Source organism: Allorhodopirellula solitaria (assembly GCF_007859855.1).
In the GTDB taxonomy this organism is placed as follows: domain Bacteria; phylum Planctomycetota; class Planctomycetia; order Pirellulales; family Pirellulaceae; genus Rhodopirellula; species Rhodopirellula solitaria.
The window spans coordinates 14,817-30,805 of the sequence record NZ_SJPK01000023.1; the positions used below are offsets into that span (position 1 = coordinate 14,817).

Genomic DNA, 15,989 nt, shown 5'->3' on the forward strand with positions numbered 1-15,989 from the left:
TAGGATGCCGTGACAGGATCCGTCGGCTAACGATCGATGGCCAACGTTTTTCCCCGGCGAAACCACCCATGCTCACGATCTCTTGGACATACCTGCTGTATTACCTGCCGCTGATCGTCGCCATTTCCCTGGTCTTCGGTGCGACTCGGCACGAGGACATGAAGTTGATTCTGAAACACGCGTTCCATACAGCACGCTGGATCACAGGCTTCATGGCAATTGTCTTTGCCGCCATGCTGATCATGGATTGGATGGTATAGGCCGATGCGAATTCTGACGCTCGGAGGCGGCACCGTAGGGCGGTGGATCGCCGATATGCTGTGCCGTCGCCGACACAGTGTGACACTGATCGATAGCGATCCAGAGATCGTGCGGGCGATCAACAGCGAGCTCGACGTGCGGGCGATCGAGGGCAATGCGTCCCAGAGCACTGTGCTGTTTTCGGCCGATGTTCTCAGTGCCGACCTCTGTCTGGCGGTGACGGGCAACGATGAAGTCAACATTGTCGCGGCGAGCATGGCCAAGGAGCTGGGGGCGCGCCGCGCGATCGCTCGTGTCTATGCGCCCGCCTTCCGCGACCTCGCGACGTTTGACTATCAAAAGCACTTTGGTATCGACAGCCTGCTATCGCTCGAACAGCTATCCGCATCCGAGCTCGCCCGTGCCATCCGCAACCCCGACGCGATACCGCTCGAACATTTTGCTCGCGGTCAGCTGCAAGTCTACGAGATGGAGGTCGCTCCGGGGGCGAGCGCGGCGGGCAAAAAACTCATCGAGCTCGACCTTCCTCCAGGCGTGCGGATTGGGTCGCTAGCACGCGAGGGCCGGATGTGGATCGCCAGCGGTGCGGACGAAACCCACGTGGGAGACCGCGTGAGCTTGGTCGGGATGCCAGACGCTATCAGTGTGGCGCGGAAGATCATTGGGGGTGAAAAACGGGCTCGCAAGCGGACGAAAGTCATGATCGCCGGTGGCGGTGAAACCGGCTATCACCTGACCAATCTACTCGGCAAGGAAGATTTCCGGGTCGTGCTATTGGAAACAGACCCCCACCGCTGCGAACAACTCGCCAAGCTGCTGCCGCACGTCACCGTCGTGCTAGCCAACGCCAACCGCCGCAGCGTGCTGGAGGATGAAGGCGGCGGTACCGTGGATTACTTCGTCGCCTGCACCGGCAACGACGAGAACAACATCATGGCGGGTGTCGAAGCGAGGGAACTCGGTGCGTCGCGGGTGATGTGTGTCGTCGGACGCCCCGACTACGCCAATGTCGTTGGCAAACTCGGCATCGACTTGGCCGTCAGTGAACGCGATGTCGTGGCTCGCCAGGTCCTGGGATTTCTAAACGAGGGCGCCGTCATCAGCCAGGTGAGGCTCCCCAATGGATCCATCGGCGTCTACGAACTCGAAGTCATGCCGGGCAGCCCAATCACGCAGGCAACTTTGGCCAACTTGCCACTGGCAGGACGCTGCCTGATCGCGGCGATCCAGCGTGATGGTTTTGTTCGCGTCCCGACCGCGGACGACGTCCTGAAGGTGGGCGATATCATTGTCGCTCTCATCGATCTCGATGATACTGATGAAATCCTGAACCTCTTCAACCCAAGTTAATTGTTTCGATCATGATCGAAGTCTGGGCAGACATTGGCGGTACCTTTACCGATTGTTTGGTCACGCGAGCCGTTGACGGCGCGAGCGATCAGTCGTCCTTAAAAGTACTCAGCAGCGGCCTGGTAACGGTCGACATCGCCAGCCTCACGGGCTCCCGCGAACTCCTCGTCCGCATGCCATCGCCTTTGGCTCTCGATGGATTTTGGGTGGGCGCCCACCTCATCGCCGCCGATGGCCGACAACTCGGCGGCGTCATGGAATGCCGACGCAGTGCGCCGCCCGCTGGACCAAGCGACCAGGTCGCTGGCGATGACCTTGTCGATGTGGCGCTGCGTCTGAACCGGGAACATCGACTCACTGCGGTCGATGTCGGCGCGGCGCGGCTGACCCTGGATGCGGAAATGGAGGCCCCGGTACTCGCCACGCGGTTGCTCCTGAACCTGCCGCTGATCGAACCGCTGCCGTCGCTTCAAGTGCGACTCGGGACCACCCGCGGGACCAACGCGATTTTGACCCGCAGCGGCGCAGACGTGGCCCTGTTGATCACCGAGGGCTTCGGCGATTTGTTGGCCATTGGGACGCAAGACCGCCCCGAACTGTTTGAGCTCGATATCGTCAAACCCACGCCACTGCCGCGTCAAGTCATCGAAGTGACGGGCCGCTTGTCGGCGGGCGGCCAAGAGCTAACCCCCTTGGACGAAGATCGACTGCGCGAGCAACTCCAGTCGATCTACGATTCCGCTGACCGACCCGAAGTGCTCGCAATCTGCTTGATGCATTCCTACGTCAACGACGTGCACGAACGGATCGCCGAGCGGATCGCTCGAGAAACCGGCTTTCGACGGGTGGTACGATCGACCCGGGTCGCGGCCCTGCCACGGATCGTCCCCCGCGCCGAAACCACGACACTCGACGCCTACCTGCAACCGGTACTCGAGGACTACGTGCGGCGGGTGGAGCAACAATTCGGTGGACGCGAGAGATGCTACCTGCGGTGGATGACCAGTGGCGGGAACCTGGTGGCGTCCGATGGCTTCCACGGTCGCGAAAGCGTTTTGTCGGGACCGGCGGGCGGCGTCGTCGCCCTGGCGGAGATTGCCAAGAAACTGGACCTACCGGGTGCAGTGGGGCTGGACATGGGTGGCACGAGTACCGATGTCAGCCGTTTTGATGGTGAGATCGGCCGCCGCCAAGAAAGCCAAATCGGCGGCATTCGCGTGCTCAGCCCGATGATGGATATTCATACCGTCGCCGCTGGCGGAGGATCGATCTGCGGATGCCAGGACGGACGGCTGTTTGTTGGCCCCGATAGCGCGGGAGCCAACCCCGGTCCAGCCTGTTATGGGCGCGGCGGGCCGCTGACGATCACCGACGTCAACGTTGTGCTGGGGCGATTGCCTGTCAAACGGTTTCCATTTCCTCTCGACGTCGCTGCGGCGCAGCAGGCACTGCAAGCCGTTCATCGATCGCTGCCCGAATCGATCGCGACGTCCCCTGAAGAGCTGGCCGAGGGCTTCCTGCGGATCGCGGTGACACAGATGGCCGAAGCGGTTCGGAGCGTAACGACTGCGGCGGGCAATGATGTCCGCGGCATGACCTTGGTCGGCTTCGGCGGTGCTGCGGGCGGACATCTCTGCCGCATCGCCGATTCTCTGGGAATGTCGCATATCGTCGACCATCCCCAATCCGGGATACTGTCCGCCGTGGGCATCGGCCAGGCTGCGATCGGTCGCATCGTAACGGCTGCTCAACAGGGCACGGTCGCATCGGGCCTGACTGCCAATGAACAGGCGGGTGATCGCGACGTTTCACGCAGCAGCTCGCCGCTATGCCAAACCGATCTGCGTGCCGCAGCCGCCACCCTCCGCCAAGAATGCTTCGCCGTCCTCCACGCCGAGGAATCGCTGGCCAACCTCACCGCGGACGACGACCAAGTCAACGCCAAGGTTTGGGCCGACTTGCGATACACCGGCACTCAATCCACACTCGAGTTGTCGATCGAACCCATCGAGACACTGGCCGACCGGATGGACGCTAAACACAGGTCTATCTTCGGGTACGACCGCGTGAACATGCCGATTGAGATCGTCTCGCTACGTTGTGAAACCACGATCCAAAGACCTGCCCGCCCCTCCTCGCCCGAGCCACCCTCTGCATCACTCGAGGGCTCGCAAACTAGTGGGGAAACACAAGCCGTGCCGACGCCCATTGATAAAAATGGCCAATGGACGGTTTTGGATCGCGAGCAACTCCGCGGCGGCGACTCGATTGCCGGACCAGCAATCGTGGCCTCGCCCCATTCGATACTCGTGATCGAGGCGGGTTGGACTGCGACGGTCGATCACGAGGGAGTGCTCGAAATGCACCGATCGACGGTCGCTCCCGAGTCGACGAACGCTGATTCCGAGCCCCGCAACGATGCCGTTGATATGGAAATCGTTAGCCGCCGGGTGCAGGGTATCGCCGAAGCGATGGGCGAGGTGATCCGACGCACGAGCGTGAGCGTGAACGTCAAAGAACGCCGTGATTATAGCTGCGCTGTTTTCTTGGGCGACGGGTCGCTGGTCGCTAATGCGGCCCACGTGCCCGTGCACCTCGGAGCGATGGGGCATACCGTTCGCAGCATGATTGCCTCGTTTCCCGAGATGCAGCCGGGCGATTGTTTCCTTAGCAACGATCCTTTTGCAGGTGGTTCGCATCTGCCGGACGTGACCGTCGTGACACCGGTGTTCTGTGAAGCGGAGTCGCGGGAGCGACCGGCGGGATGGCCCTGCGACTACTTTGTTGCCTCACGCTGTCACCATGCTGAGATCGGTGGGATGGTCCCCGGCTCGATGGCGCCGGCAGCAACGAACTTGGCCGAGGAAGGCGTCTTGATTCGCAACATGGCGTTGACCCGGAGCGGGGAGTCACACCATGCGTCACTGCGAAAACTGCTCCAGACCGCTCCCTACCCATCTCGAAATGTCGACGAAAACATGGCCGACATCGCGGCCGCCGAGGCGGCGGGACGCGAGGGAGCACGGATGATGGCGATGCTGTCTGATTCTCTGCCGCCTGGGCGGTTGACGAAGCTGCTCGCTCGGTTGATGAGCGTTGCTGGAGAGGCCACTGCGAGATGGATCGAATCGCTCGGGGATTCGCCTCGGAGCTTTGCTGATCAACTCGATGATGGGACTCCCGTGCAGGTCTCCCTCCGCGCGAGCCGTTCCAGCGACAAGCAAAAGGCCCAAAGCCTGACGATCGATTTTACGGGAACCGGTCCGGTGCATCCGCATGGATTCAACGCGACTCGTTCTATCGTGACCGCCGCAGTGCTGTATGTACTGCGGTGTGTGACCCCCAACGAACTGCCACTCTGCGACGGGGTGCTCGACCGAATCGAACTGATCATTCCGCCGGGACTGCTCGATCCGCCCGGCGACGACGATCCGCGACGCTGCCCCGCCGTGGTCGCAGGCAATGTCGAGACGTCCAATCGCGTGGTCGATGTTTTACTCGGGGCCCTTGGCGTGGCGGCGGCGTCGCAAGGTACGATGAACAATCTACTGTTGGGCGACAGCACGTTTGGATACTACGAAACGATCGGCGGCGGGGCGGGAGCGACTCCTCATGCTGATGGTGCCGACGCGGTTCACACCCACATGACCAACACCCGGATCACCGACCCGGAAGTGCTCGAATCTCGCTTGCCACTGCGGCTGCGACAATTTGGGATCCGCCGCGGCAGCGGTGGCGCAGGGCAGCATCGCGGCGGCGACGGCATCGTTCGTGAAATCGAGTTCCTCCGGCCACTGACGCTTTCATTGATCACCTCGCGGCGGACGACCCAGCCCTATGGGGTCGGCGGCGGCGAGCCGGGAACGCCCGGCCACCAGACGTTGATCCGCGATGGGCGAGAGGCCCCACTCGAAGGCTGTGTTTCCATGGAGGTGGAGCCGGGCGAGCGATTGAGGATGGAAACCCCAGGCGGCGGCGGCTACTCATAATTTCTATCGATCACGCATTGCAAATCCGTAGCGAGATCGTCACAATGTGCGGCCCTTCGGCGAGTCGACTGGAGACACGTGTCTCAATGAGCCGACCGATAAAGACCATTCGCCTTCCATTTCCAGGAAAACCATGCCTCCACGCCCGATGAGCACGCGTAGCCGTGCCCGCAAACGTTCACGCGTCCGCAGCCGTACCCGCAAGAAAGACCCAATTTTCGTCGATGGCCATCGCCCTCGACCGATGTACGTCGATTACAAAGACATCGATTTGCTGTCGAAAATGGTGAACCGGCAAGGTCGCATCATGGGTCGCCGTAAGAGCGGTTGTACCGCCGTCAGCCAGCACGCGGTTACCGCAGCTGTCAAACGAGCTCGTTTCATGGCCCTGCTGCCCTACGTCGGCGAGTAGTCCGGTCCATTTAAACCGAACGCCGTAGCGGGCGGTCGATTTAATCGACGTTGTCGCCGCAGTGTTGAGCCGAGGGCCGTAAGGCCCCGGGTAGCGTCGCCCACCCGGCCGCTTCCGCATCTCGGCTCACTAATCGACAGCCCGGCGAGGCACTGGCTAACCATCTACTCTCTGAGGCCGCTTGTGAACGATCCTGAAGCGGCTGGCGACCCAGTCGCCCGATTCCAAACGAGTCGCCGCGTGGAGTTTCGCGATACCGACGCAGCGGGGATCGTCCATTTTTCGGCATTCTTTCCGATGATGGAATCCGTGGAGCACGAGTTTCTTCGGTCGATCGGCGTCTCCGTACTGCCGCATCACGAGACGCCTGACACCCTCACATGGCCGCGCGTGGCTGCGGCGTGTGAGTATCTTGGGCCCGCTCGGTTTGAAGACGTCCTCGATATCTCGCTGTTTGTCGAACGAGTTGGTACCAGTAGTATCCATTATCGCCACAATATCGCCTGTGGCTCCCGGCTCGTCGCGGTCGGTCGAATCTCAGTCGTCTGCTGCCGACTCGCTCCAGGCGGCAATCTCATCAAAAACCCCGTGCCTGAACCAATGCGTCTGGCGCTGACCACATCGAGTTCTTCCTGACACACCTCGATTTCTAGTGGAGTGACCTCACCCATGCCTGCCACTTTTGAGGGCTTCGGCCTCAAACTGCTCTATCCCGATAACTGGAAGCTCGTCCCCCGTGGAGACGACGAAGGTGATCAAGGAGCGACGTTTGATCTGCCTAGCGGTGGGTTTGTTTCGATCGAGACCCTGCCGATCACACGCGGCGATGACGAATTGGTTGATGAAATCACCAATATGCTTCGTGAGCAGTACACCGATGTGGAAAGTGACGAGGTGCACCTCACCGGCGCCGCCGACGACGAACGCTGCGTCGACCTTAGCTTCTATCATCTCGATCTCGTCGTCTTCTCGCGCATCGTCCTACTCGACGCGCCCGCATCGACCCGCGACCAAATGCCGATCGCGGGCAGGATCTTGGTCCAATTCCAAGCCGAAAGCCGGGACTTTGACGCCAACGAAATGGTTTTCACAGCGTTGCTCAAGCAAATCCGCGACTGCGAATAACCGGGAACGCCTTCGTTAGCTCAGACGGGCGGAGCCGTCTGGCTACATAGTCGACCGACGGCTCCGACCGTCGCGAGAATCCAGCACTCTCTCTCCCCAGCTCAGACGGGCGGAGCCGTCTGGCTACTTTGTCAACCGACGGCTCCGACCGTCGCGAGCACCCACCACTCTCTTCCCCCAGCTCAGACGGGCGGAGCCGTCTGGCTACATTGTCGACCGACGGCTCCGACCGTCGCGAGCACCCACCACTCTCTTCCCAGCTCAGACGGGCGGAGCCGTCTGGCTACATTGTCGACCGACGGCTCCGACCGTCGCGAGCATCCAGCACTCTCTTTCCCCCAGCTCAGACGGGCGGAGCCGTCTGGCTACATTGTCGACCGACGGCTCCGACCGTCGCGAGAATCCAGCACTCTCTTCCCCCCAGCTCAGACGGGCGGAGCCGTCTGGCTACATAGTCGACCGACGGCTCCGACCGTCGCGAGAATCCAGCACTCTCTTCCCCAGCTCAGACGGGCGGAGCCGTCTGGCTACTTTCTTACACCACTCCAGCCAATGGGTTGGTGTCTCCGAGCAGGGCGAGCCGGTCGTCAGCATCGTCGTCGTCGGCTTCTAAGGCCGCATCGACGTCTGTGGCGGTCATCGCTGGGACGCTCGCGGCAATCGTCTGCTCGGCCGACTCGCTTGTCGGCGACCAGCCCGCTGGAGTCGTCTCTCCTGCAAAAGCTTGATCGATAGCAGAATCGTCTGCTTGCTGGGCTGCACCCACCGCAGCGGCGGAGAACTCCTGCTGTGGGGCTGCCGCGAGACTCTCGCCGCTGGGGTTCCCAGCTAGGCCTGCGTCTTGGCGATTGAGATAGTTGATCACAACGAGTGCGTCCAACGCCGTGATCGAGCTGTCTCGGTTGACGTCCAAGAACGCGTTGGATGCCCCTCCCGCTAAGAGCGGTTCGCCACTGGCACCATCACGCTGATTGAGTGCGTTGATGATTCTCAACGCATCGAGGGCAGTTGTCTCTCCGTTGGCGGAGGTATCCGTGGGCTGCACGATATTGGTCGCGGGCTCGTTGGACAACGAGTCGATCCCGGCGGATGAACGAACTGAGAAAATTCGATCCTCGCTTTGAGGCTCAAAAATGATCGAGTAGAGGCCTCCCGCAGTCACCTCGGCCGTCGCGGCTCCGTCGATATACTCGCTAATCTGCAGCGTATCCCCGTCAACAATCCACACTGTTTCAGTTACCGAAGCGATTCCCACCGGAAACACCGTTACCGTGGCATCGGTGACGGCTTGGAAAATGATCGCCGTGGGGACGCCGTCGCCAGGGATCACGTGAGGCCGGACGACTTGAGTGGGTACCACAATTCGAGTGTCACCATCGACACGGTCGTCATCGCGAATCACTCCCGATGCGACATCCTCGGCAATCGCTGCACCGGCCGACGCATTGCTTAGCGTCACAGTGAATCCCTCGTCCTGCTCGGCCGTGCGATCTCCAGAGACTTCAATCGTCAGCACTTGAGAGGTCTGTCCGGCGACGAAATCGATCGTCCCAACTGGTAATCCACTGACGAAGTCGCCTGCATTGGCGGGATTGGAACCTGATCCTGAAACCGTGTAGTCAACGGACGCCGCCGTCGAGGTCTCGCCACTACGCGTGACGGTGAACGTGAGCGGCGTCGAGCCCGTGTCACCTTCGGCTCGATCGGCGTTCGCTGGCGAGATCGACAGCATGGATACTCCGGGCGCATTGAGCGCCGATTCGTAAGCTCCGATGTCGATACCGTTTCCTTGCGGGCGGGCGACTCCTCTTTGATCAACAGTCAATCCTGCAGCCACGCCAGCACCGAGAGCGGGGCTGCCGGCCTGCAAGGCGATCGTCTGCGTCGGACCACCGTTGTCGGCGAGCGATTCCAACCGAGCATCCACATCCAGCAAGTCGGACGTCGATGCACTGATCAAATTGGTATCGGTTGTGTCACTGACCAAGTTGTTTCCGTTACTGGTTAATTCGCCAGCAATATCGGGCCCCGTCGAAGCAGTATTGGATGCTATCAACGCATTGATTGCCGAAACGATCCCGCCGTCAGATTGAATGCCGCCGCCCGTGGCCGCGGAGTTCTCAGCAATCGTGACGCTCGTTAGCACCACGTTGCCTCCCTCGCTCGCAATCCCGCCTCCTTCGTTAATCGCTGTGTTGCCCGCGATCGTGGAGTTGGTCACAGTGATATCACCGTCGGTACCGGAACTGTAGACACCACCACCATCATCGGCCGCATTATCCGCCACGGTGGATGAATCAACAGTGAGCGTGCCCGCGCCACTGTTCCAAAGCCCACCACCTTCGACAGCCGAGTTGCCCGTCACGGTACTATTCGTGATCGTCACGACTCCCTCACCGCCAATATGCAGCCCACCGCCGTTGCCGGGGTTGCCGGTTGCGCCTTCGGTGTTGACGGTGTTGTCTCGAAGGATCACATCATCGAGTGTCACATCGCCGCCGGCGGTCTCGATCCCACCGCCGGCACGATTGGCGCGGTTGCCCGAGAGAATCGTGCCGTTGTCGATCGTCAGCGTCCCGCCATTATTGAGCACACCACCGCCGCTGCCGCTCGTACCATCGGCAACGTTGTCGCTAATCGTGCCGCCAGAAATAATGGTCACGCCGCCATTGTTGAAAACGCCGCCACCGCCATTGTCGGCAGCATCGCCGCTGGCCGTGTTCCCGGAGATGGTCGCACCGGTGACGCTTAGCGTGCCGACACCCGAGTTCCATAACCCTCCGCCTTCGACAGCAGAGTTGCCAGTCACTTCACCGCCGTTGATCGCGACGACTCCCTCACCTCCGATATGCAGCCCACCGCCGTTGCCCGGGTTGCCGGTTGCGCCTTCGGTGTTGACTGTGTTGTCGCGAAGGATCACATCATCGAGTGTCACATCGCCGCCGGCGGTCTCGATCCCGCCACCGGCACGATTGGCGCGGTTGCCTGAAAGAATCGTGCCGTTGCCAAACTCCAGCGTTCCGCCATCGTTGAGCACGCCGCCGCCACTGCCGCTTGTGCCGTCGGCAACATTATCGCTGATCACGCCGCCGAAGGTCGTGACCAAGCCACCGTCATTGAAAATCCCGCCGCCACCGTTGTCTGCTTCATCACCGCTGGCGACATTGTCCGAGATGATACCGCCATCAATATTGATTGTTCCTGTGGCTGAATTCCACAGACCGCCGCCCTCGCTCGCAGCGGTGTTGTCGGTGTAGGTGGTCTGCGAAGAGTCCACCGTGGCAGCACCCGTGATGTGCACGCCGCCACCGTTGATTCCGGCGAAGTTGTTGGAAAGGCTTCCGAAACCTTCGAGCGACACCTGGCCGTCGACAACTTCGATTCCGCCACCGGCACGATTGGCCGTGTTGCCAGAACCCTCCAACTCACCACCGATGGTGGTCGCGTTCAGCGAGACTTCACCGTCCAAACTGAAAATCCCACCACCGCTGCCCAACGTACCGCTGGCGGCATTCGAGGCGATCGTCGAGCCACTCACGTTGAGTGTGCCGCCCTCATTGTAGATCCCGCCGCCACCCTCGGTCGCCAGATCACCCGTCGCAGTGTTGCCGGTGATCGTGGCATCGGTGATTGTGGTCATGCCCGACGCTTCGCCAATCTTGCCAGCGGCAATCGGGGCCGTACGACGAAACGACGTGCCGTCGCCTTGGTCGACGCCCGCCGTTGGACTGCCCGGTGTGGCGCCCGTGGCCGCATCAATCGCATCGGATACCTCCGTCGGAACTACGAGTCCATGCAGCACGATCTCGCGCGTGTCCAGTGGTGTCAGGTTGTTGTACTGGCGACGTGCGTCGGCGTCACTGAGGTCAAACGTGTAAGTCGTGTCCCGATTGAACGTCGTACCGACGGGGAACTCAGCCCCGGCGTCAATGTTTCCCGCAGCGAGTTGCTCGAAGAAGAACGTCAGCGGAGGTGTGCCGTCGGGCGCCGAGTCCAGCTGATTCGCACTCAGGTTCAACACGACCGGCCCGTAGTCAGGACGCCCCTCGAAGAAATCCAAGAAGTCAGCAGACTGCCCCAACTCACCCGACTCGTCAATGTTGTTGGCGCCGTCGTCTGCTGTGGTCGGCGTCGTCGAATCGCTCGGTGGGAAGCCATTGGCCGTTCCACCTTCACCGTCGAAGAATGGGCCATCGCCTTGATCGGCCGCCGGGCGGTCGGCATTGCCCGCGAACTGGCCATGAATGTGAGCGACATGAATGCCGCCCTCGACGTCCGTCAAATCAGGGAGTCCGGTCGCGTTGATTTGAACCCGAATGGTCGCCGTACCGCTCTCAGGCCCCGTTACGTCCGAGGTATCAAGCGTAATCGTCGCTGTTCCGGTCGCGGTCGAACCGTAGGCACCGTTGAGAGTATCCAGGTCCACGGTAAATGATTCGGTCGTAGCTGTCTCTTGCTGGTAGACACCACCGCCTCGAACGGCCGTGTTGTCGGCGATCAGCGTGCCGTCCACGTTCAGAACCCCCGCACCGGAGTTCCATAGACCGCCGCCTTCGACAGCAGAGTTGCCAGTCACTTCACCGCCGCTAATCATGACGACTCCCTCACCTCCAATGTGCAGCCCACCGCCGTTGCCGGGGTTGCCGGTTGCGCCTTCGGTGTTAACTGTGTTGTCTCGAAGGATCACGTCGTCGAGTGTCACATCGCCGCCGGCGGTCTCGATCCCACCGCCGGCACGATTGGCGCGGTTGCCCGAGAGAATCGTGCCGTTGTCGATCGTCAGCGTCCCGCCATTATTGAGCACACCACCGCCGCTGCCGCTCGTACCATCGGCAACGTTGTCGCTAATCGTGCCGCCAGAAATAATGGTCACGCCGCCATTGTTGAAAACGCCGCCACCGCCATTGTCGGCAGCATCGCCGCTGGCCGTGTTCCCGGAGATGGTCGCACCGGTGACGCTTAGCGTGCCGACACCCGAGTTCCATAACCCTCCGCCTTCGACAGCAGAGTTGCCAGTCACTTCACCGCCGTTGATCGCGACGACTCCCTCACCTCCGATATGCAGCCCACCGCCGTTGCCCGGGTTGCCGGTTGCGCCTTCGGTGTTGACTGTGTTATCGCGAAGGATCACATCATCGAGTGTCACATCGCCGCCGGCGGTCTCGATCCCGCCACCGGCACGATTGGCGCGGTTGCCTGAAAGAATCGTGCCGTTGCCAAACTCCAGCGTTCCGCCATCGTTGAGCACGCCGCCGCCACTGCCGCTTGTGCCGTCGGCAACATTGTCGCTGATCACGCCGCCGAAGGTCGTGACCAAGCCACCGTCATTGAAAATCCCGCCGCCACCGTTGTCTGCTTCATCACCGCTGGCGACATTGTCCGAGATGATACCGCCATCAATATTGATTGTTCCTGTGGCTGAATTCCACAGACCGCCGCCCTCGCTCGCAGCGGTGTTGTCGGTGTAGGTGGTCTGCGAAGAGTCCACCGTGGCAGCACCCGTGATGTGCACGCCGCCACCGTTGATTCCGGCGAAGTTGTTGGAAAGGCTTCCGAAACCTTCGAGCGACACCTGGCCGTCGACAACTTCGATTCCGCCACCGGCACGATTGGCCGTGTTGCCAGAACCCTCCAACTCACCACCGATGGTGGTCGCGTTCAGCGAGACTTCACCGTCCAAACTGAAAATCCCACCACCGCTGCCCAACGTACCGCTGGCGGCATTCGAGGCGATCGTCGAGCCACTCACGTTGAGTGTGCCGCCCTCATTGTAGATCCCGCCGCCACCCTCGGTCGCCAGATCACCCGTCGCAGTGTTGCCGGTGATCGTGGCATCGGTGATTGTGGTCATGCCCGACGCTTCGCCAATCTTGCCAGCGGCAATCGGGGCCGTACGACGAAACGACGTGCCGTCGCCTTGGTCGACGCCCGCCGTTGGACTGCCCGGTGTGGCGCCCGTGGCCGCATCAATCGCATCGGATACCTCCGTCGGAACTACGAGTCCATGCAGCACGATCTCGCGCGTGTCCAGTGGTGTCAGGTTGTTGTACTGGCGACGTGCGTCGGCGTCACTGAGGTCAAACGTGTAAGTCGTGTCCCGATTGAACGTCGTACCGACGGGGAACTCAGCCCCGGCGTCAATGTTTCCCGCAGCGAGTTGCTCGAAGAAGAACGTCAGCGGAGGTGTGCCGTCGGGCGCCGAGTCCAGCTGATTCGCACTCAGGTTCAACACGACTGGCCCGTAGTCAGGACGCCCCTCGAAGAAATCCAAGAAGTCAGCAGACTGCCCCAACTCACCCGACTCGTCAATGTTGTTGGCGCCGTCGTCTGCTGTGGTCGGCGTCGTCGAATCGCTCGGCGGGAAGCCATTGGCCGCTCCACCTTCACCGTCGAAGAATGGGCCATCGCCTTGATCGGCCGCCGGGCGGTCGGCATTGCCCGCGAACTGGCCATGAATGTGAGCGACATGAATGCCGCCCTCGACGTCCGTCAAATCAGGGAGTCCGGTCGCGTTGATTTGAACCCGAATGGTCGCCGTACCGCTCTCAGGCCCCGTTACGTCCGAGGTATCGAGCGTAATCGTCGCTGTTCCGGACGCGGTCGAACCGTAGGCACCGTTGAGAGTATCCAGGTCCACGGTAAATGATTCGGTCGTAGCTGTCTCTTGCTGGTAGACACCACCGCCTCGAACGGCCGTGTTGTCGGCGATCAGCGTGCCGTCCACGTTCAGAACCCCCGCACCGGAGTTCCATAGACCGCCGCCTTCGACAGCAGAGTTGCCAGTCACTTCACCGCCGCTAATCATGACGACTCCGTCACCTCCGATGTGCAGCCCACCGCCGTTGCCGGGGTTGCCGGTTGCGCCTTCGGTGTTGACTGTGTTGTCTCGAAGGATCACATCATCGAGTGTCACATCGCCGCCGGCGGTCTCGATCCCGCCGCCGGCCCGGTTGGCGCGGTTGCCCGAGAGAATCGTGCCGTTGTCGATCGTCAGCGTCCCGCCATTATTGAGCACACCACCGCCGCTGCCGCTCGTACCGTCGGCAACGTTGTCGCTGATCGTGCCGCCAGAAATAATGGTCACGCCGCCATTGTTGAAAACGCCGCCACCGCCGTTGTCGGCGGCATCGCCGCTGGCCGTGTTCCCAGAAATGGTCGTGCCGGTGACGCTTAGCGTGCCGACACCCGAGTTCCATAACCCTCCGCCTTCGACAGCAGAGTTGCCAGTCACTTCACCGCCGTTGATCGCGACGACTCCCTCACCTCCAATGTGCAGCCCACCGCCGTTGCCCGGGTTGCCGGTTGCGCCTTCGGTGTTGACTGTGTTATCGCGAAGGATCACATCATCGAGTGTCACATCACCGCCGGCGGTCTCGATCCCGCCACCGGCACGATTGGCGCGGTTGCCTGAGAGGATGGTGCCGTTGTCGATCGTCAGCGTGCCCCCATTATTGAGCACACCACCGCCGCTGCCGCTCGTACCGTCGGCAACGTTGTCGCTGATCGTGCCGCCAGAAATAGTGGTTATGCCACCGTCGTTGAAAACGCCGCCACCGCCGTTGTCGGCAGCATCGCCGCTGGCCGTGTTCCCGGAAATGGTCGCACCGGTGACGCTTAGCGTGCCGACACCCGAGTTCCATAACCCTCCGCCTTCAACAGCAGAGTTGCCAGTCACCTCACCGCCGCTGATCGTCACAACTCCGGAGCCTGTAATGTGCAACCCACCGCCGTTGCCCGGGTTACCAGTCGCACCCTCGGTGTTGACCGTATTGTCTTGCAGCGTCACTCCGTCGAGTATCACATCGCCCCTCAACGCAGTGCCCAAGACCCCGACCGTCTCAATACCGCCACCGGCTCGATTGGCACGGTTGTCCGAGATCACCGTACCGTTCTCAACCGTCAGCCTACCGCCATCGTTGAGCACGCCGCCACCACTGCCGGACGTGCCAGTCGCAGCGTTCTCGCTGATGACTCCGCCGCGTATGCTGAGCTGGCCCGCATTGTAGATCGCTCCACCACCCTGCCCGACATCACTTCCCGTCGCCACATTCTGCATCAAGGTGACCGAGTCGAGCGTCAGATTTTGACCAGCAGGAACGTAGATTGCACCACCTGATTCTGCAGAACCACCGGTCAAAGTCAAACCTGAAATCGAGACGTCTCCCCGCTCCGGGCCACCCTCGGTATCCACGTAGAAAATCCGCGACAGGTCGTTCCCGCTGATCGTGACATCGGCAGCATCGCCCAACGAAATCGCGAGCCACTCGGTAATTGCCAACTGACTATTGAGCGTGATCGTCGACAGCCCATCAGCGAAGGTAATCGCGTCCGGCACGGCCGATTCGCCGGCCGCTGCATCACCGACAACTGCGTTCGTATTCGCCGCCTGGATCGCTTCTCGCAGGCTCACCACACCATCGGTTGCGTCAACGGCATCAATGCTGGTGTCGACGACATAGGCCGCCAACAGCCGGCGATCCTCCAATTGCTCAGCGAGGACACGACGAGCCATTGACCGCCGCTGCGGCGCCCGCGAGTCGCGGCGCGGCCGGAACGGAGCGCGACCTGCGCGATTAGCAGCCAATGTGAGTCGTTTGAGTCCAAGCATGAGTTACTCCAGGTGTAGGGACGGTCCAGTAGCGAATCACCAACGCTGTGCATGATACAGAACGTCGGCTCGATGCAGGCGATGAGGAATTCAGTTTAACAGGATTGCCCATTACCCCCCTTTCGCCTGGCGTGCGCGAGACTGGCCGCATCTATCATGCCGTGACTGCGCTGCGGCTGCCGCAAACCGGCCTTGAGCGGGGCTTGAAGCCACACTGAGTCGTTGTGACGTTGCCCACCGCTAC

Annotated in this window: 7 protein-coding genes; 6 read left to right on the forward strand and 1 reads right to left on the reverse strand. The window is 61.4% G+C overall.

Annotated elements, in window-relative coordinates; all coding sequences use genetic code 11:
- The first annotated feature begins 68 nt into the window (after positions 1–68).
- The 6 genes from CA85_RS22640 (at position 69) to CA85_RS22665 (ending at position 7,137) form a co-directional block, all read left to right on the forward strand.
- Complete coding sequence (locus CA85_RS22640) at positions 69–260, forward strand: hypothetical protein (RefSeq protein WP_146393658.1); 192 nt, start codon at positions 69–71, stop codon at positions 258–260.
- Between the two features lie 4 nt (positions 261–264).
- Positions 265–1,611 carry a Trk system potassium transporter TrkA gene (gene trkA / locus CA85_RS22645; RefSeq protein ID WP_146393660.1) on the forward strand — a complete coding sequence of 449 codons (1,347 nt, stop codon included), beginning with the start codon at positions 265–267 and terminating at the stop codon, positions 1,609–1,611.
- A gap of 11 nt (positions 1,612–1,622) precedes the next feature.
- Complete coding sequence (locus tag CA85_RS22650; protein ID WP_246113081.1) at positions 1,623–5,600, forward strand: hydantoinase B/oxoprolinase family protein; 3,978 nt, start codon at positions 1,623–1,625, stop codon at positions 5,598–5,600.
- Between the two features lie 133 nt (positions 5,601–5,733).
- The gene (gene rpsR / locus CA85_RS25900; RefSeq protein WP_246113082.1) at positions 5,734–6,012 is read left to right on the forward strand and encodes a 30S ribosomal protein S18; all 279 of its coding nucleotides are present in this window, start codon (positions 5,734–5,736) and stop codon (positions 6,010–6,012) included.
- A gap of 183 nt (positions 6,013–6,195) precedes the next feature.
- Positions 6,196–6,648 carry an acyl-CoA thioesterase gene (locus tag CA85_RS22660; protein WP_246113083.1) on the forward strand — a complete coding sequence of 151 codons (453 nt, stop codon included), beginning with the start codon at positions 6,196–6,198 and terminating at the stop codon, positions 6,646–6,648.
- Positions 6,649–6,681: 33 nt separating this feature from the next.
- Positions 6,682–7,137 carry a hypothetical protein gene (locus tag CA85_RS22665; RefSeq protein ID WP_146393664.1) on the forward strand — a complete coding sequence of 152 codons (456 nt, stop codon included), beginning with the start codon at positions 6,682–6,684 and terminating at the stop codon, positions 7,135–7,137.
- Positions 7,138–7,672: 535 nt separating this feature from the next.
- On the opposite strand, the gene CA85_RS22670 is transcribed toward CA85_RS22665, so the two are convergent.
- Positions 7,673–15,649: a beta strand repeat-containing protein gene (locus tag CA85_RS22670; RefSeq protein WP_186775145.1), complete on the reverse strand. Its 7,977-nt coding sequence runs from the start codon at positions 15,647–15,649 to the stop codon at positions 7,673–7,675.
- Positions 15,650–15,989: the final 340 nt, after the last annotated feature.

What these genes read in the sequence shown, in the direction of transcription:
- CA85_RS22640 (WP_146393658.1), top strand. Translation starts at nt 69, where the DNA reads ATGCTCACGATCTCTTGGACATACCTGCTGTATTACCTGCCGCTGATC.
- trkA (WP_146393660.1), top strand. Translation starts at nt 265, where the DNA reads ATGCGAATTCTGACGCTCGGAGGCGGCACCGTAGGGCGGTGGATCGCC.
- CA85_RS22650 (WP_246113081.1), top strand. Translation starts at nt 1,623, where the DNA reads ATGATCGAAGTCTGGGCAGACATTGGCGGTACCTTTACCGATTGTTTG.
- rpsR (WP_246113082.1), top strand. Translation starts at nt 5,734, where the DNA reads ATGCCTCCACGCCCGATGAGCACGCGTAGCCGTGCCCGCAAACGTTCA.
- CA85_RS22665 (WP_146393664.1), top strand. Translation starts at nt 6,682, where the DNA reads ATGCCTGCCACTTTTGAGGGCTTCGGCCTCAAACTGCTCTATCCCGAT.
- CA85_RS22670 (WP_186775145.1), bottom strand. Translation starts at nt 15,649, where the DNA reads ATGGCTCGTCGTGTCCTCGCTGAGCAATTGGAGGATCGCCGGCTGTTG.